Annotated in this window: 18 protein-coding genes, 2 pseudogenes and 1 riboswitch; of the genes and pseudogenes, 13 read left to right on the top strand and 7 right to left on the bottom strand. The window is 73.6% G+C overall.

Annotation, left to right across the window (positions count from 1 at the left end; all coding sequences use genetic code 11):
• Nucleotides 1–75: 75 nt before the first annotated feature.
• Nucleotides 76–220, bottom strand: a riboswitch (cobalamin riboswitch).
• Between the two features lie 143 nt (nt 221–363).
• Nucleotides 364–588 carry a hypothetical protein gene (locus ACIP4X_RS00285; protein ID WP_326801919.1) on the bottom strand — a complete coding sequence of 75 codons (225 nt, stop codon included), beginning with the start codon at nt 586–588 and terminating at the stop codon, nt 364–366.
• A gap of 32 nt (nt 589–620) precedes the next feature.
• A complete protein-coding gene (locus ACIP4X_RS00280) occupies nt 621–1,877 on the bottom strand; it encodes an anion permease (protein WP_401345887.1) in 1,257 nt (418 codons plus the stop codon).
• A gap of 154 nt (nt 1,878–2,031) precedes the next feature.
• Here ACIP4X_RS00280 and ACIP4X_RS00275 point away from each other — a divergent pair, with 154 nt between their 5' ends.
• From ACIP4X_RS00275 to ACIP4X_RS00260, 4 genes and pseudogenes are all read left to right on the top strand, one after another.
• Nucleotides 2,032–2,721: a class II aldolase/adducin family protein gene (locus ACIP4X_RS00275; RefSeq protein WP_358732503.1), complete on the top strand. Its 690-nt coding sequence runs from the start codon at nt 2,032–2,034 to the stop codon at nt 2,719–2,721.
• A 133-nt stretch (nt 2,722–2,854) separates the two neighbouring features.
• A complete protein-coding gene (locus ACIP4X_RS00270; protein WP_358732501.1) occupies nt 2,855–3,982 on the top strand; it encodes an alpha/beta fold hydrolase in 1,128 nt (375 codons plus the stop codon).
• A gap of 192 nt (nt 3,983–4,174) precedes the next feature.
• A pseudogene (locus tag ACIP4X_RS00265) lies at nt 4,175–4,861 on the top strand (hypothetical protein); the annotation flags it as partial.
• 354 nt (nt 4,862–5,215) lie between these two features.
• A pseudogene (locus tag ACIP4X_RS00260) lies at nt 5,216–6,157 on the top strand (hypothetical protein); the annotation flags it as partial.
• A gap of 19 nt (nt 6,158–6,176) precedes the next feature.
• Here ACIP4X_RS00260 and ACIP4X_RS00255 read toward each other — a convergent pair.
• Nucleotides 6,177–6,590: a VOC family protein gene (locus ACIP4X_RS00255; protein WP_358737623.1), complete on the bottom strand. Its 414-nt coding sequence runs from the start codon at nt 6,588–6,590 to the stop codon at nt 6,177–6,179.
• A 243-nt stretch (nt 6,591–6,833) separates the two neighbouring features.
• Here ACIP4X_RS00255 and ACIP4X_RS00250 point away from each other — a divergent pair, with 243 nt between their 5' ends.
• The 8 genes from ACIP4X_RS00250 (at nt 6,834) to amaP (ending at nt 12,395) form a co-directional block, all read left to right on the top strand.
• Nucleotides 6,834–8,432 (top strand): ABC-F family ATP-binding cassette domain-containing protein, encoded by a 1,599-nt coding sequence (locus ACIP4X_RS00250; protein ID WP_358737621.1) that lies wholly within the window; start codon nt 6,834–6,836, stop codon nt 8,430–8,432.
• Nucleotides 8,433–8,766: 334 nt separating this feature from the next.
• Nucleotides 8,767–8,988 carry a helix-turn-helix domain-containing protein gene (locus tag ACIP4X_RS00245; RefSeq protein WP_029385158.1) on the top strand — a complete coding sequence of 74 codons (222 nt, stop codon included), beginning with the start codon at nt 8,767–8,769 and terminating at the stop codon, nt 8,986–8,988.
• Nucleotides 8,989–9,120: 132 nt separating this feature from the next.
• Nucleotides 9,121–9,924: an enoyl-CoA hydratase/isomerase family protein gene (locus ACIP4X_RS00240; RefSeq protein WP_401345883.1), complete on the top strand. Its 804-nt coding sequence runs from the start codon at nt 9,121–9,123 to the stop codon at nt 9,922–9,924.
• A 76-nt stretch (nt 9,925–10,000) separates the two neighbouring features.
• Nucleotides 10,001–10,492 (top strand): Asp23/Gls24 family envelope stress response protein, encoded by a 492-nt coding sequence (locus tag ACIP4X_RS00235; protein WP_391453761.1) that lies wholly within the window; start codon nt 10,001–10,003, stop codon nt 10,490–10,492.
• An 88-nt stretch (nt 10,493–10,580) separates the two neighbouring features.
• Nucleotides 10,581–10,763 carry a hypothetical protein gene (locus tag ACIP4X_RS00230; RefSeq protein ID WP_100572655.1) on the top strand — a complete coding sequence of 61 codons (183 nt, stop codon included), beginning with the start codon at nt 10,581–10,583 and terminating at the stop codon, nt 10,761–10,763.
• 6 nt (nt 10,764–10,769) lie between these two features.
• Nucleotides 10,770–11,144: a hypothetical protein gene (locus tag ACIP4X_RS00225; RefSeq protein WP_358737616.1), complete on the top strand. Its 375-nt coding sequence runs from the start codon at nt 10,770–10,772 to the stop codon at nt 11,142–11,144.
• A complete protein-coding gene (locus ACIP4X_RS00220; protein ID WP_358737615.1) occupies nt 11,141–11,812 on the top strand; it encodes a DUF6286 domain-containing protein in 672 nt (223 codons plus the stop codon). Before ACIP4X_RS00225 ends, ACIP4X_RS00220 begins: the two co-directional genes overlap by 4 nt.
• A gap of 4 nt (nt 11,813–11,816) precedes the next feature.
• Nucleotides 11,817–12,395: an alkaline shock response membrane anchor protein AmaP gene (amaP, locus tag ACIP4X_RS00215; RefSeq protein ID WP_401345879.1), complete on the top strand. Its 579-nt coding sequence runs from the start codon at nt 11,817–11,819 to the stop codon at nt 12,393–12,395.
• Between the two features lie 24 nt (nt 12,396–12,419).
• On the opposite strand, the gene ACIP4X_RS00210 is transcribed toward amaP, so the two are convergent.
• The 4 genes from ACIP4X_RS00210 to ACIP4X_RS00195 form a co-directional block, all read right to left on the bottom strand.
• Nucleotides 12,420–13,175 (bottom strand): SDR family oxidoreductase, encoded by a 756-nt coding sequence (locus ACIP4X_RS00210; RefSeq protein ID WP_358737612.1) that lies wholly within the window; start codon nt 13,173–13,175, stop codon nt 12,420–12,422.
• A gap of 59 nt (nt 13,176–13,234) precedes the next feature.
• Nucleotides 13,235–14,023, bottom strand: a complete 789-nt coding sequence (locus ACIP4X_RS00205) for an SURF1 family cytochrome oxidase biogenesis protein (protein ID WP_391453768.1) — start codon at nt 14,021–14,023, stop codon at nt 13,235–13,237.
• A 49-nt stretch (nt 14,024–14,072) separates the two neighbouring features.
• Nucleotides 14,073–14,306: a hypothetical protein gene (locus tag ACIP4X_RS00200; RefSeq protein ID WP_141362214.1), complete on the bottom strand. Its 234-nt coding sequence runs from the start codon at nt 14,304–14,306 to the stop codon at nt 14,073–14,075.
• 78 nt (nt 14,307–14,384) lie between these two features.
• Nucleotides 14,385–15,371, bottom strand: a complete 987-nt coding sequence (locus ACIP4X_RS00195) for a DEDDh family exonuclease (protein WP_358737608.1) — start codon at nt 15,369–15,371, stop codon at nt 14,385–14,387.
• A gap of 153 nt (nt 15,372–15,524) precedes the next feature.
• Between ACIP4X_RS00195 and ACIP4X_RS00190 the strand changes: the two genes are divergently transcribed.
• Nucleotides 15,525–16,235: a VIT family protein gene (locus ACIP4X_RS00190; RefSeq protein WP_358737606.1), complete on the top strand. Its 711-nt coding sequence runs from the start codon at nt 15,525–15,527 to the stop codon at nt 16,233–16,235.
• Nucleotides 16,236–16,257: the final 22 nt, after the last annotated feature.

Here is a 16,257-nt window from a genome sequence, read left to right as displayed (position 1 = left end):
TCGGTGAGCCGCTGGTGTACCTCGGTCGGCAGCCGCGCATGGCGAAATGTCCTCACTCAGGGTGTCCACGCCCTGGTTCGACGAGACCGGCGGTGAGAGTTCCTGACTCCCGGGGATGTTCATCCCCGGTCACAGTGGCGGGACCGCGCCGGATTCGCACCGGACTTCCTCTCCTGCCGCCGTACTTGGCCCCGGAAGTCCACCACGCTCCGCGAACACCCGTCAACCTGCTGTTGACCTGCGCAGGCGTACTGAGATGAGGCCCACACCACGGGGCGCACGGGACGGCGAAACCCGCCCATCCCAGGCCGTCGCGGGGACGGTCAGGGATGGGCGGGTGAAGGTGTCGGGTTCCGGGCCGGGCTAGGCCACGATCAGGTAGATGCCGTAGGCCACGGCGGCGGCGCACGCGGCGAAGCAGGCGTAGGCGCCGGTGACCGCGAGGGCCCCGCCGCCGTCGCCCTGGGCCACGGCCCGCTCGCGGCGGGAGAGTCCGGCGATGCCGAGGGTGAACAGGGCCACGAGGCCCACCGTGACGCCGAGGCTGACGCCGAAGACGGAGCCGAGGGCCGCCCAGTCGATGTTCATGCTGCTTCTCTTCCTTCTGCCGGGTCGCCGGCTCAGACGGCGGCGGTCGGCGGCGTCACGACGGGCGCGGGGTCGGCGGCAGGAGCGGAGGCCGGGGCGGGGATCGTGGCCGTGAGGCCCTCGGCCGCCGGGGAGGCCGGGGGCGGGGTGACGGCGGCGATGGCCTGGGTGATCACGCCGGCCGGCTCCTCGGAGCCGTTGACGTTGGTGTGGTCGACGACCTCGCGGCGGGAGATCTTCCAGATCGCGGCGCTGGAGGCCACCAGGAACGCGGCGACGAGCCAGGTGCCCCAGTCGCCGAGACGCGTCACGGCCTCCGCGCCGGCCGCGACCAGGGCCGCGGCGGGCAGCGTGAGGGCCCAGGCGACGGCCATGCGGGTCGCGGTGGACCAGCGGACAACGCCGCCCTTGCGGCCCAGACCCGCGCCCATCACCGAACCGGAGACGACGTGCGTGGTGGACAGGGAGAAGCCGAGGTGGGAGGAGGCCAGGATGGCGGCGGCCGCGCTGGTCTGGGCGGCGAAGCCCTGCTGCGGCTGAAGGTCGGTCAGGCCCTTGCCCATGGTGCGGATGATGCGCCAGCCGCCGATGTAGGTGCCGAGCGCGATGGCGAGGCCCGCGGAGAGGATGACCCAGGTGGGAGGGTTGGAGCCGGGGGCGAGGGCGCCGCCGGCGACCAGGGCGAGGGTGATGACGCCCATCGTCTTCTGCGCGTCGTTGGTGCCGTGGGCCAGTGAGACCAGGCCGGCGGAGGCGATCTGTCCGGCGCGGTGGCCCTTCTCGGCCGCCTTTCCGTCGGACTTCCTGCCGATGCCGTAGGACAGCCGGGTCGAGACCAGCGCGGCCAGACCGGCGACGACCGGGGCGGCGACCGCGGGGATCAGGACCTTGGTGACCAGGGCGCCGCCGTGCACGGCGCCGAAGCCGGCCGAGGCGACGGTGGCGCCGATCAGACCGCCCATGAGGGCGTGGGAGGAGCTGGAGGGGAGCCCGACCAGCCAGGTCAGCAGATTCCAGAGGATCGCGCCCACCAGGGCGGCGAAGATGACTTCGGGACGGATGCCGTTCTCGTCGACGAGACCCTTGGAGATCGTGTTGGCGACCTCCACGGACAGGAAGGCGCCCACCAGGTTCAGCGCGGCGGACATGGCCACCGCGACCTTGGGCTTGAGTGCACCGGTCGAGATGGTCGTGGCCATCGCGTTCGCGGTGTCGTGGAAACCGTTCGTGAAATCGAACGCGAGTGCGGTGATCACCACCATCGCGAGGATCAGCGAGAAGCTTTCCATTTACCCAGGCAATCGTTCGAGCGTCATTGGCGCGTTGAACGTAGGTAACCTGAGTGAACAGAAGATGAACTGAGTCGGTCATCGCGGTGTCCGTTCCTGTGGTGCCGTGGGAAGGAACGGTCGCTCGCGGCAGGCGTCCTGGCAGGATCGGCACATGACCGAACCCGGGGAGACGGAACGCGCCTGGCGGGCGCTGATCGCGGCGGCCCGCCGCACGGTGGCGGACGGACTGGTCGTCGGCACCTCCGGCAACGTGTCCGTGCGCGTGGGCGACACCATCCTGGTCACCCCCTCGGGCGTCCCCTACGACCGGCTCACGGACGACGACGTCACCGGCGTCGGCCTGGACGGCCGGCAGGTGGTCGGCACCCTGGTGCCGACCAGCGAGCTGCCCATGCACCTCGCGGTCTACCGCGGCACCGACGCGGGCGCCGTCGTCCACACCCACGCCGTGCACGCGACGGCCGTCTCGACCCTCGTCACCGAACTCCCGCCGATCCACTACATGGCCGGCGCGCTCGGCGGTCCCGTCCGCGTGGCCCCGTACGCCACGTACGGCACCGAGGAGCTGGCCGGGAACATGCTCCGCGCACTCGCCGGCCGCACCGGCTGCCTGCTGCGCAACCACGGCACCGTCACCTACGGCGCCACCCTCGACCAGGCCTACGACCGCACGGCCCAGTTGGAGTGGATGTGCCGGGTGTGGCTGGCGGCCTCCGGCGTCCCCGGCCTGACACCGGCTCTGCTGACGCCTGAGCAACTGGCGGAGGCGGGGGAGCGGCTGCGGGGGTACGGACAGCAGGGGCAGGGGCAGGGGCAGGGGCAGGGGCAGGGGCAGGCGTAGGGCGCGTGCGGGCGGTGCGGGCCGGGTGCGCCGTGCGGGAATGAACGCCGCTGTTCATGGAACCCGCGCGGACATGTCACCCCGACCCTCCGTCCCACTGGCCGGTGACCGGGTGCGCCAGGACACTGGAGCCGTGCCCACAGTCAAAGCGACGGCCGCGGCCGTCACCGCTGCCCTGGCGGCCGGCGCGGCGAGCGTCGCCGCGGGCCGGCTGGCCAGCGACGCCGCGCTCAAGGCGCCCCCGGGCCGGCCCCTGCCCACCGAACCCCGGCTCACCGTGCACGCCACGGCCGCCGGGCAGATCACCCTCACCCGTGACCTGGCCTCCCTGCGCCCGGGCACCTACGGCCTGGCAGGCAACGGCTCCCACGCGGTCGTCGGCCCCGTCCTGCCCACCGCCCCGCACCGGCCCGACACCGTCGTACGCCGGCTGGAGCGCGTCACCCACGGCACCCTGCACCGCGGCGACAAGGTGTGGCTCACCCCGAACCTGCATGTCGGCAACCCGCGCACCGCCCTCGGCATCGAGCACGCCGACATCGACGTACCGGGCGAACTCGGCCCCCTGCCCGCGTGGTTCGTGCCCGGGGTGCGCGAGACCTGGGTGATCGCGGCGCACGGCCTGGGCAGCACCCGCGAACTCCCCATGAACATCCTGGGGTTCCTGCACCGACGGCACTTCCCGGTGCTGGCCCTCGCCTACCGCGGCGACCTCGGTGCGCCCCGTCCGCCGGACGGCCTGAACCACCTCGGCGAGACCGAGTGGCGGGACCTGGACGCGGCGATCCGCTACGCCGTGCGGTACGGGGCCGAGCGGATCGTTCTGCACGGCTGGTCCACCGGCGCGACGATGGCGCTGCGCGCCGCCACCCGCTCGGCGTTGCGCGACCGGATCACCGGGCTGGTCCTCGACTCCCCGGTGCTCGACTGGGAGGTGACACTGCGGGCGCTGGCCCGGGCCCGGCACACCCCGGGCCCGCTGCTGCCGCTGGCGGTGCGCGCCGCGCAGGGGCGCACCGGTCTGTACGGCGACCGCCTGGCCGGGGCGACGGACCCGGCGGCGCTCACGATGCCGACGCTGATCTTCCACGGCCCGGGCGACCACGTGGCCCCCTGGCAGCTCTCCCGCCGCCTCGCCGACCGCCGCCCCAACCTGGTCGCGCTGCACACGGTGCCGAGCGCTCCGCACGGCGCGATGTGGAACGCCGATCCGGAGGGCTACGAGGAGGCGCTGCGGCGCTTCCTCACGCCGCTGATGTGAGGCGTCGGCACGGTTCCGTTTCGCCCCGTGTCACCCGCTACGGGACCGGTGTACGCCCAGGTCCCGGGAACCCTTGCGGGACCGGCCGGAAGGTGCCCCCCGGCCGTCCTCGCGGCCCTCCCTTGGCCTTCTCCATCGCCCGCCGTGACATTCCGTTTGGGTTTTCGGACCGTCAACCGGAAGACTGCACCCGTGACGTCCCGTATCCCGCGCGACTCCAGGCTTCGCATCGTCCGCCCACGACCCCTGGCCGCCGCACCCAGAGCCGTGAACCAGCGGCAACCGCGCCGCCCCGCTCCGCGCCCCCCGGAGGGCACTCCGGCACCCGCGGAGCTGGCCAGAACGGCGCGCTCCCTCCTGGCCGGGGCGGCCCGCGTCGCCCGCTGGGCGGACGCCGCCCTCGGGCCCGGACGCGGGGGGCCGACCGCCGGCGACAAGGCCACCCTCTCCGACGCGACCACCGAAAGGGCGGCCGCCGATCTGGGCCTGACCGCCGCTCAGGTCCGCGCCGACTGGGACACCGCCCGGCTCTCCGGCCTCATCGAGGTGCACGGCGACAACGCCCGCCCCGGCTGGCGGCTGCGCGCCTGGCACCGCGACGACAGTGCCGTCCTGCGCGGCTGGGTGGCCCTCTTCGACGCCTGGTCGCTCGCCTGCCCGGAACCGGAGGACCACGAGGCGGCCGCCGTCGCCGAGGTGGTGTCGGCCATGCCGCAGGTCCTGTCCTTCCTCCAGCTCTCCGCCGGTCCCGTCCCGGTCGACCAGCTCCTCGACCTCCTCCGCCAGCGGGTCACGGAACTGCGCACCGACCGCTGCGAGGTCTCCTACACCCCGGACCCCGGAGCCACGGCCCGGGCGCCGGGCGCCGCCCCCGACCCGCAGACCGCCCTCCGAGCGGCCCCGGCGCCGGAGGACACCCCGCTCGGGGACACCGGGCCCGCCACCGTCCCCGTCCCGGAGCCCGGCCTTCGGGTGGCCCCGGCCGCCGGGCCGAGCGTCGTCTCCGATCTCGTTGGTGCGGCCGTGTCCGAGTCCTCCGCCGCCTCGGACTCGGCCGCCGAGCCCGGCGCCGAGGCCGGCCTTCGGGTGGCCCCGGCCGCCGGGCCGAGCGTCGTCTCCGGCCTCGACGGTGCTGCGGTGTCCGAGGCCTCCGCGGGCCCGGACACGGTCGCCGAGGCCGGCCTTCGGGTGGCCCCTGCCACTGGGGCGAGCGTCGTCTCCGACCTCGGCGGTGCTGCCGCGCCCGGGATCTCCGCCGCCCCGGCCACTGCCGCCGAGTCCGCCGCCGAGGCCGTCCTGCGCGTGGCCCCCGCCACCGCGCCCGTCGCCGGGGCCGACGCCGACGGTGCGGTGGTCGCGGCCGTCGCGCCCGAGTCCGACCAGTCGGTGTCCGACGGTGATGCCCTCGCTGGATCGTCCGGGACGCAGGTCCCGGTGCCCGGCGTCGCGGGAGACCCGCTTGCGCCGCTGCTCGGGTGGGCCCTGCGGGCGCTCGCCGCGGTGGGGGCGCTGACCGTCGGGGACGGGCAGGCCACGCTCACCCCGCTCGGGAGCTGGGCGGTGTGGGTGAAGCTGGAGCAGATCTGCGTGGCCGCGCAGAGCCCCGCCGGGAACATCGAGCAGTCGGCCGAGGACATGCTCCGCGGCTGCGCCCAGCTGCGGCCCAACGCGGCCCGGGCCGAATACCGCGCCTGGCTCGCCGCCCGGCCCGTCGGCAGCGCCGTCACCGAGCTGCTCGGCGCCGCCCGCGGTGAGGACGCCCTGCTGCGCGGGCTCGCCTTCGAGGCGCTGCGGGTCGTCGGCGCGCCCGCCGAGCCCGACGTACGGGCCGTGCTCGACGAGCCGGCGCTCAGGCCGTACGCCCTGCTGTGGCTCGCCGAGCACGACGGCGTCGACGCGGAGGACGCCCACGAACTGCTCACCCGCGACGAGGCCACCTGGCTGTGGGTCGACACCGCCGCCGCGGTCACCGACCACGGCGAGGCCTCGATGCTCGTACGGCACCTGGAGGCCGCGGTGCAGCCCACCGTCCCGATGCTGCTCGACGAGGTGCGTACCGTGGGCCACCCCCGCACCGTGCAGGTGCTGGTCGCGCTCGCCGCCGCACACCCCGACCCGGCGCTCGCCAAGGCCCTGCGCCGGGCGGCCTTCCAGGTCCACACCGGGGGCAACTGAGGCCGGAGCCGCGGAGCGGTCAGCCCTCGACGCGGGGCGCGTACGTGCCGAAGCTCCAGATGTTGCCCTCGGCGTCCCGGGCCATGTAGTCGCGGGAACCGTAGTCCTGGTCGGTCGGGGGCATCAGGATCTCCGCGCCGTGGTCCGCCGCGTGCCGGTGGTGGGCGTCCACGTCGTCCACCACGACGTACACCCCCGCGGGCCCCGCGCCGCGCATCGCCTCGTCGAAGCGGCCGCCGCGGCCCTTCGAGCCCAGCATCACCGCGCCGTTGCCCTGCACCAGCTCGGCGTGGTGCACGAGGCCGTCCTCGCCCTCGTACACCGCCAGTTCCGTGAAGCCGAAAGCCTCCGTGAGCTGCTTGACGGCCGCCCTGGCGTCCGCGTACAGCAGCGTCGGGTAGATGCTCGGGCGCTCTCCGGCCGTGTCCGCCATGCCGATCACTTCCCTGTGAGTCGCTTCGCACCGAGGAGTCCGGCGCGCCGCCCAGTCTGGCACCGGCCACTGACAGCGCCCCGGCGCGAACACACCCCGGAAAAGCGCTTGCCCACCCCCGTTAGAATGTCCCCCATGGCCATTCTCCTCGTGCATTAGACCGCGGGTACGTCCTCAGCCGCCCACCCGCCTCCGTCCCCCGAGCTCCGCGAGCAGGGGGCACCCCAGCCCTGGAGTCTGTCCGTGATCTCCGCCTCCGGCATCGAGCTGCGCGCCGGCGCCCGCGTCCTCATCGAGTCCGCCACCTTCCGCGTCGCCAAGGGCGACCGCATCGGCCTGGTCGGCCGCAACGGCGCCGGCAAGACCACCCTCACCAAGGTCCTGGCCGGCGACGGCATCCCCGCCGCCGGCACCGTCACCCGCTCCGGTGAGGTCGGCTACCTCCCGCAGGACCCCCGCACCGGCGACCTCGACGTGCTCGCCCGCGACCGCGTCCTCTCCGCCCGCGGCCTGGACACGCTGATCCGCAAGATGCGCGACAACGAGCAGCGCATCGCCACCGGCAAGGGCTCCACCCGCGAGAAGGCGCTGAAGCAGTACGAGCGCCAGGAGACCGAGTTCCTCACCAAGGGCGGGTACGCCGCCGAGGCCGAGGCCGCCACCATCGCCGCCGCGCTCAACCTGCCCGACCGGGTGCTCGGCCAGCCCCTGCACACCCTCTCCGGCGGTCAGCGCCGCCGGATCGAGCTGGCCCGGATCCTGTTCTCCGACGCCGACACCCTGCTCCTCGACGAGCCCACCAACCACCTCGACGCCGACTCGATCGTCTGGCTGCGCGACTACCTGAAGACCTACCGCGGCGGCTTCATCGTCATCTCCCACGACGTCGACCTGGTCGAGACGGTCGTCAACAAGGTGTTCTACCTGGACGCCAACCGCGCCCAGATCGACGTCTACAACATGGGCTGGAAGCTCTACCAGCAGCAGCGCGAGGCCGACGAGAAGCGCCGCAAGCGCGAGCGCGCCAACGCCGAGAAGAAGGCCGCCGCGCTGCACTCGCAGGCCGACAAGATGCGCGCCAAGGCCACCAAGACGGTCGCCGCGCAGAACATGGCCCGCCGCGCGGACAAGCTGCTCAGCGGCCTGGAGGCGGTCCGCCAGTCCGACAAGGTGGCCAAGCTCCGCTTCCCGGAGCCGGCGCCCTGCGGCAGGACGCCGCTGACCGCCGAGGGCCTGTCGAAGTCGTACGGCTCCCTGGAGATCTTCACCGACGTCGACCTGGCCATCGACAAGGGGTCGAGGGTGGTCATCCTCGGACTCAACGGCGCGGGCAAGACCACTCTGCTGCGGCTGCTCGGCGGCGTCGAGCAGCCCGACACCGGCGAGGTGCTCGAGGGCCACGGCCTCAAGCTCGGCTACTACGCCCAGGAGCACGAGACCCTGGACCCGGACCGCACGGTGCTGGAGAACATGCGCTCGGCCGCTCCCGACATGGACCTCGTGGAGGTCCGCAAGGTGCTGGGCTCGTTCCTGTTCTCCGGCGACGACGTCGACAAGCCGGCCGGGGTCCTCTCCGGCGGCGAGAAGACCCGCCTGGCACTGGCGACCCTGGTCGTCTCCTCCGCCAACGTCCTGCTGCTGGACGAGCCCACCAACAACCTCGACCCGGCCAGCCGCGAGGAGATCCTCGGCGCGCTGCGCACCTACAAGGGCGCCGTCGTCCTCGTCACGCACGACGAGGGCGCGGTCGAGGCGCTGCAACCGGAGCGGATCATCCTGCTGCCGGACGGCGTCGAGGACCTGTGGGGCGCGGACTACGCGGACCTCGTCGCCCTCGCCTGACGAACAGGCGATCAACGGCGTATGGATCATTCGGCCCATTGGTGATCCATCATCTGTGTGAGATCTCCTCGTATCGAGGTGTGTCCTCCATCGATTTCCCGGCCGAGCCCTTATGTGCCAAGGGCTCGGCCGTCGCGCGTCCCTGACCAGGTACTTCACGGAAGAACCCGATCGGCGGTACGGACGCCGAGGCGCGGAATGAGCGATTCCGCTTGTGGGGATGTGCTCCTGTCGTCACGGGTGGGTCTCACGGACCTTGCCGAATGGGTGGCCATCGGGCCCCGGAGGGGTGATCATGAGGGGACCAGAGCGCACTTCCCATGAGGAGGCACGGGTGGCCGAGACTCTGAAGAAGGGCAGCCGGGTGACCGGCGCCGCGCGCGACAAGCTCGCGGCAGACCTGAAGAAGAAGTACGACGCCGGTGCGAGCATTCGGGCGTTGGCCGAGGAGACCGGCCGCTCGTATGGCTTCGTCCACCGGATGCTCAGCGAGTCGGGTGTCACGCTCCGTGGGCGTGGCGGGGCGACGCGGGGCAAAAAGGCCCCGTCGGCCTGAAACCGCGGGCGGCCCATCGACTTTCGATGGTGACCACCCGGTCGGTTCACCGATCGGCCGGGTGGTTACTGTGCAGTCACTTACGTTGCCCGCGAGGGCATCCACGATGACCGCACCCGTCGGAGGCGCACCATGGTTCCGCCCGAGCACGACCTCGACCCGGTTCTCGACAAGGACGGCGTACGGCTCACCGTCGACAACTCGATCGCCACGGTGACGCTGACCAACCCGGCCAAGCGCAACGCGCAGAGCCCCGCTCTGTGGCGGGCGCTGACCGAGGCCGGTCGGCTGCTGCCGGGCTCCGTCCGCGTCGTGCTGCTGCGCGGTGAGGGCAAGTCCTTCTCCGCGGGGCTCGACCGGCAGGCGTTCACGCCCGAGGGGTTCGACGGCGAGCCGTCGTTCCTCGATCTCGCGCGTGCTTCCGACACCGAGCTGGACGCGACCATCGCCGAGTACCAGGAGGCGTTCACCTGGTGGCGGCGCAACGACATCGTGTCCGTCGCCGCGGTCCAGGGGCACGCCATCGGGGCGGGCTTCCAGCTCGCGCTGGCCTGTGATCTGCGCGTCGTCGCGGACGACGTGCAGTTCGCCATGCGCGAGACCAGTCTCGGGCTGGTCCCGGACCTCACCGGCACGCATCCGCTGGTGGGCCTGGTCGGCCAGGCCCGCGCGCTGGAGATCTGCCTCACCGGCCGGTACGTGGGCGCCGACGAGGCGGTGAACACCGGGCTCGCGAACCTCGCCGTGCCCGCGGACCAGCTCGACGCGACCGTACGGGACCTGGCCGCCGCGCTCCTCGCGGCGCCCCGCGACGCCGTGGTCGAGACCAAGGCGCTGCTGTGCGGTGCCCGGGACCGGTCCTACGACGAGCAGCGCGCCGCCGAACGCGAGGCGCAGGCCCGGCGGCTGCGGGACCTCGCCGGCGCCGGCGACTGACGGCGCCGCACCGGGCGCGCGATCGTGTCCGTCCGCCTACCGTGGTCCGGGACGGCGACCGAGAGGACGTACGGCGATGGCCATGGAACAGGACCGGACGAGGACTCCCGAGGGCGAGCGGGAGGTACCGGAGAGCACCGCGATCCGCAGGGCACAGGCGACCCGGCGCGGCCTGGGAGATCCCGCGACCCGGGGACGGACCACCATCGCCGACGGGGTCGTGGAGAAGATCGCCGGGATGGCCGCGCGCGACGTGGTCGGGGTGAGCGCCATGGGCAGCGGGTTCGCGCGGACCTTCGGGGCCGTGCGCGACCGTGTCCCGGGCGGCGCCAAGTCCGTGACCCGCGGTGTGAAGGCCGAGGTCGGCGAGGTGCAGACCGCGCTCGACCTGGAGATCGTCGTCGACTACGGCGTGTCGATCATCGACGTGGCGCGGGCGGTCCGGGAGAACGTGATCGCGTCGGTGGAGCGGATGACCGGTCTCGAGGTCGTCGAGGTCAACATCGCCGTCAGCGATGTGCAGCTGCCGGAGGAAGTGGAGGAGGAGATCGAGCCGCGCATCCAGTGACCCACCGGTCACCACGGCGGCGAAGGACCGATGACGAGGGGCGACCGGACGACGGCCCGGCGACGGCCGAGGAGTTGAGGAGCGCGCGATGAGCATGGCCGTGGCCGGCATGATCGCCGGTATGGCGCTGGGCTTCGCCGGGTATTTCGGCGGCTTCGGCGCCTTCCTGCTGGTGGCGGCCCTGGGCGCCGTCGGCTTCGTCGTCGGCAGGTTCCTGGAGGGGGACCTGGAACTCGGCGACTTCTTCCGCCCCCGTGACCGCCGGAGGTGATCCGCGGTGAACGGTGGGAACGGCGAGCCGGACTCCGGCCCGGCCGAGCTGCCGCCCGGCGAGCGCGGCGCGACGACGATCGCCGACCGGGTCGTCGCCAAGATCGCCGCCCGTGCGGCCCGTGAGGCGCTCGGTGCGCTGCCCCCGGACGTCGCGCCCCCGGACGCGACGGTGGTGGTGCGCCACGACGGCGCCCGCGTCCGGATCGTCCTCGACCTCCCCTACCCGAGCGACATCGGCGCGTGCTGCGCTGCGGTGCGTCGCCGGGTGGCCGAGCGGGTAGGCGCGTTGGTGGGAATGCGGGTGCCGGAGGTCACGGTCCGGGTGGAGCGGCTGCACCTGGCACCCGCGTACGGCACGGCACAGGGGAGGACGCGATGAGCGAGCCCCAGGGCTCCGAGGGCACCACGCAACGCCTGCCGGTCATCGAGAAGGACGACACCCTCGGGTGGCCGGCCGACCCGGACACCGACGGCCCCCCGCCCGTCCAGGACGGCGGGGACGGCCGCGGCGGCCGGTTCTGGTCGGTGCGGCGGGTCCCCGCGGGCATCGTGGCCCTGCTGCTCCTGATCGCGGCGGGCGCCTTCCTCTACGACATCGCGGCCGTCCGCGCCGGCCGGCCAGGACTGTACTGGCGCCGGGAGCTGGCCCGGCAACTGGCCGCGCGGCCGCTGGACGACACCTGGGTGCTCGTCGGCGCGGGCGTCACCGCGGTCCTCGGCCTGTGGCTGCTGGTGCTGGCGGCCACTCCGGGGCTGCGTCATCTGCTGCCCATGCGGCGCGCCCATCCCGACGTGCGGGCCGGGCTGCACCGGGACGCCGCCGCGCTGGTGCTGCGTGACCGGGCCATGGAGATCGCCGGTGTGCGGGCGGCGCGCGTACGGCTGCGCCGCCGCAGGGCCGACGTACGCGTGGTCTCGCACTTCCGGACACCGGAGGACGTACGCGCCGACCTGGACACCGTGCTCACCGAGGCGGTCAGGGGACTGGGCCTGACCCGGCCGCACGCCCTGACGGTGCGCGTCACGCGGCTCGGCCGGAAGGGGTGAGGGCGTGGCCAGGATCGTCCACAGGGTACTGACCGGGCTCGTCGGACTTGTGCTGCTGGTGGTGGGCGGATCGGTGTTCGTCATGGGGATGGGCGTACGGCCGCCCGCGTGGTGGATCCACCGCGGTCGGCACGACGTCCTGCTGAGCGCCGCCGAGCGGACGCGGTGGCGGGAGGCCGGCTGGTTCTGGCCCGCCGTTCTCGGCGCCCTGGCCGTCCTGGTGCTGCTGGCCCTGTGGTGGCTGGCCGCGACGGTGCGCAGGCGGCGGCTCCACGAGGTGATCGTCGACACCGGGGACGGCGGGACGGCCCTGTTGCGGGGCCGGGCCCTGGAGGACGTCCTGGCCGCGGACGCCGAGCAGCCCGACGGCGTCGCCCGCGCCCAGGTCCGCCTGACCGGCCGCCGCGGCGCGCCCAGGGCCCATGTGCGGCTCCTCCTGGAACCTCATGTGGACCCCGGGGCGGTCCTCGGCCACCTCACCGGCCGGGCCCTCGCCCACGCCCGGGACTCCGCCCGTCTCGCGGCGCTTCCGGTGGAGGTGCGGTTGACGGCGGTGGGGCATCGTGCGGAAAGGGTGAGCTGACCCGGCCCCGGCGTGCCGCCGTCCTCAGAACCCGTGCCGGGCCCCGCCGTCCACCGGCACCATCACACCGGTGACGTAGGAGGCGGCGGGCGACAGCAGGAACGCGGCCGTACGGCCGAACTCCTCCGGCGTGCCGTACCGGCGCAGCGGCACCCGGGACTCGGCGGCCGTCCGGGTCGCCTGCGGGTCCGCGGACAGCGCGTCCAGCTCGCGCACGCGGTCCGTGTCGATGCGGCCCGGCAGCACCCCCACGACCCGGATGCCCCGCGGCCCCAGCTCGTCGGCGAGCGACTTGGCGAACCCGGCCAGGCCGGGCCGGAGCCCGTTGGAGATGGTCAGCCCCCCGATCGGCTCGTACACGGACCCGGAGAGCACGAACCCGACGACCCCGCCCGGTTCCAGCTCGGCCGCCGCCGCACGGGCGAGCCGCACCGCGCCGAGGAACACCGACTCGAACGCGGCCTGCCACTGCTCGTCGGTGTTGTCGGCGACGAACCCGGCCGGCGGTCCGCCGACGCTCACGAGCATGCCGTGGAAGCCGCCGAAGTGCTCCCGCGCCGCCGCGATCAGCCGCGCCGGCGCGTCGGCGTCCGCGTTGTCCACGGCCACCCCGACGGCGTTCGGCCCCAGCTCGGCCGCCGCCGCGGCGACCCGCTCGCCGTCCCGCCCGGTGATGACCACCTTCGCGCCGTCGGCGACGAGCTCGCGCGCGGTGGCGTTGCCCAGGCCGCGCGTGGAGCCGGTGACGACGTACACCCGGTCCTTCAGTCCAAGATCCATGGCCCCTATCCTGCCCGGTCGCTCCGACAGGGGGCGAGGCCGACGGGGACGTCCCTCCACTACACGGCGGCGGGTTCCGCCTCCGGCGCCGCTTCCTTCGCCGCCTGCGCGCGCTCACGTGCCTCGCGGCGCAGCAGCACCACCCAGCCGACCGGGACGCCCGCCGTGAACAGCCACCACTGGATGGCGTACGCCAGGTGCGGGCCGATGTCGCCGTGCTCCGGGTCGGGCAGGAGCTGCGGGCTGCCGCCCTGCGGCGCGGGCGAGGTCAGCTGGACGTAGCCGCCGAGGACCTGCTTCCCGAGCCGCTCGGCCTGCTGCGCACTGCTGATCAGCATCACCTGGCGGTCGGGCAGGCCCTTGACGTCCTTGATGCCGCTCGCCGCGGTCGTCTCGTCGGGCATCAGCCGGCCGGTGACGGTGATCTCTCCGCGCGGGGGCGCCGGGATCTTCGGGAACTCCGTCTGCGAGGCGTCCGTGGGGACCCAGCCCCGGTTGACCAGGAGGACCCGGCCGTCGTCCAGGACGAAGGGGGTCAGCACGTGGTAGCCGATGTCGCCGTTGTCGTTGGTGCGGCGGCGCACGACCTCCTCGTCCGCGGTGTCGAAGTGCCCCTCGGCGGTGACCCTGTGGTACAGGTCGGCGTGCTTCACCGTGGCGCCGGGCGAGGTCAGCGACTCGGCCGGCACCGGCCGCGCGGCCAGCGACTCGGCGATCACCTTGTTCAGCGCGACCTTGTGCTCATGGCGGTGCAACTGCCAGAAACCCAGCCGGATCATCGTCGGGATCAGCGCGATCGCGATGACGGTGAGGATCACCCACTGGCGGGTCAACAGGAACCGGTACACCCCACGACGGTACATCCGCGGCCGTGGGGTGTTTTCGGCAGGGGTGTCCTCAAACGCGGTCGACGATTCCGACCCTCCCCTCGGCGCGGGCGCAGTGCGCGCCGCAGTACCAGTGCCCCTCGACCTCGACGCCCTGACCGATGATCTGGACACGACAGTGCTCGCAGATCGGTGCCATGCGGTGGATCGCGCAGGCGAAGCAGTCGAAGACGTGCACCGATCCCTGGGCGTGCACCTCGAAGGTCATTCCATAGTCATTGCCGCATACTTCACATCTCGCCATGCGCCACAGGGTGGGCCGTGCCCGCGGCGCGGGCGAGCGGACCGTGGGCGAGTCGCCCGGCAATCACCCGTACGCCCGTCAGCGGCTCTCCGCCGGTTCCACGTCCCTGAGCAGCTGACCGAACGCCGCTTCGTCCACCACCGGAGTGCCGTACTGGCGTGCCTTGACCACTTTCGACGTGCCCGAGTCCGGGTCGTTCGTCACCAGCAGGCTGGTCAGCCGGGACAGGCTGGTGGCCACGTGCAGCCCGGCCTCGGTGGCCCGGTCCTCCAGCAGTTCGCGGTCGGTGGAGGTGTCCCCGGAGAAGGCCACCCGCATGCCCTGCTTGAGGCGCTTGCCGTCCTCGTAGCGACCCGGGTTGGGGTACGGGCACGCGGGCCGCTTGCGCGGGGCGCGCCAACTGGCCGCGCGGTAGCCGCCGTAGCCGCCCGACTGCTGCCGGGGCACCGGCCGGTCCGACCACTCCGTCAGCGGCCGGCACTCCAGCAGCGGCAGCCGCACCCCGCCCGCCGCCGCGGCCCGCAGGCTCGGCCGGAACGCCTCGGCCAGCACGCGCGCGTCGTCCAGCGCGTGGTGTGCCCGCTGCTGCACGACGCCGAAGTGCGCCGCCAGCGTCTCCAGCTTGTGGTTGGGCAGGGGCAGGGCCAGCTCCTTGGCGAGCGCGATGGTGCACAGCCGCTGCCGCACCGGAGCCTCGCGCTCCGCGCGCGCGTACTCCCGCGCGATCATCTGCCAGTCGAACACCGCGTTGTGCGCGACGAGCACCCGGTCCGCCAGCCGCGCGGCGAACTCCTCGGCGATCTCCGCGAACAGCGGAGCGCCCTCCAGGGCCTCGCTCGTCAGCCCGTGGATCCACACCGGGCCCGGGTCCCGCTCGGGGTTGACCGTCGTGTACCAGTGGTCCTCGACCTCGCCGCGGGCGTCCAGCCGGTAGACCGCCGCGGAGATGATGCGGTCGTCGCGGGCCAGGCCGGTGGTCTCCACGTCAACGACCGCGTATCCCTTCGGATACGCGGCCGGCCACGGTGTGGGGGGCAACCCTGCGAGCGTGCGGTCTTCGAGCATGGTCACTGAGGATACGGGCCGCGACTGACAGCCTCGCCCACCGGGCGCCCGGCGGAGCCGGCGAACGGCCTCCCGGAGGACCGGGGGTGTGCCTTACGGGACATCAGGAACCGTGCGGGGACACGACGGACGAACCGTGCGATCCTCCGTCCTGTGACGGAACCAACGCATGACGAGCCGCACGGCGGCGCGCTCGGCGCGCGGCTCAACTGGCTGCGGGCTGCCGTGCTCGGCGCCAACGACGGCATCGTGTCCACCGCGGGACTCGTCGTCGGAGTGGCCGGTGCGACGGACTCCCGTCCGGCCCTGCTCACCGCGGGGCTCGCCGGTCTGCTCGCCGGATCCATGTCGATGGCGGCGGGGGAGTACGTGTCGGTGTCGACCCAGCGGGACTCGGAGATGGCCGCGCTGGCCCTGGAGCGACGGGAGCTGCGCGAGCAGCCCGAGGCGGAGCTGCGGGAGCTGACCGACCTGCTCCAGGCGCGGGGACTCTCGCGTGAGGTGGCCAGGGAGGCGGCGGAGCAGCTCACCGAACGGGACGCGCTGCGGGCACACGCGAGCGTGGAGCTCGGCATCAACCCCGACGAGCTGACCAACCCGTGGCACGCGGCCGGGGCGAGCTTCCTGGCGTTCACGGTCGGCGCGCTGCTCCCCCTGCTGGCGATCGTGCTGCCCCCGGCGGCCTGGCGGTTGGGCGTCACCGTGGTGTCCGTGCTGGCCGCCCTCGTCCTCACCGGCTGGAGCAGCGCCCGCTTGGGAGCGGCCGTGCCCGGCCGTGCGGTGCTGCGGAACGTGGCCGGCGGGGCGCTGGCCATGGCGGTGACCTATGTGGCCGGAACCCTGCTGGGCGCGGTGGGCGCCTGACGCCCCTTCGTCCGACGGGCCG

This window comes from Streptomyces sp. NPDC088817, from assembly GCF_044750345.1.
Classification (GTDB): domain Bacteria; phylum Actinomycetota; class Actinomycetes; order Streptomycetales; family Streptomycetaceae; genus Streptomyces.
The sequence above is the reverse complement of the archived record's forward strand: the minus strand, read 5'-3'. Positions and strand labels throughout refer to the sequence as shown.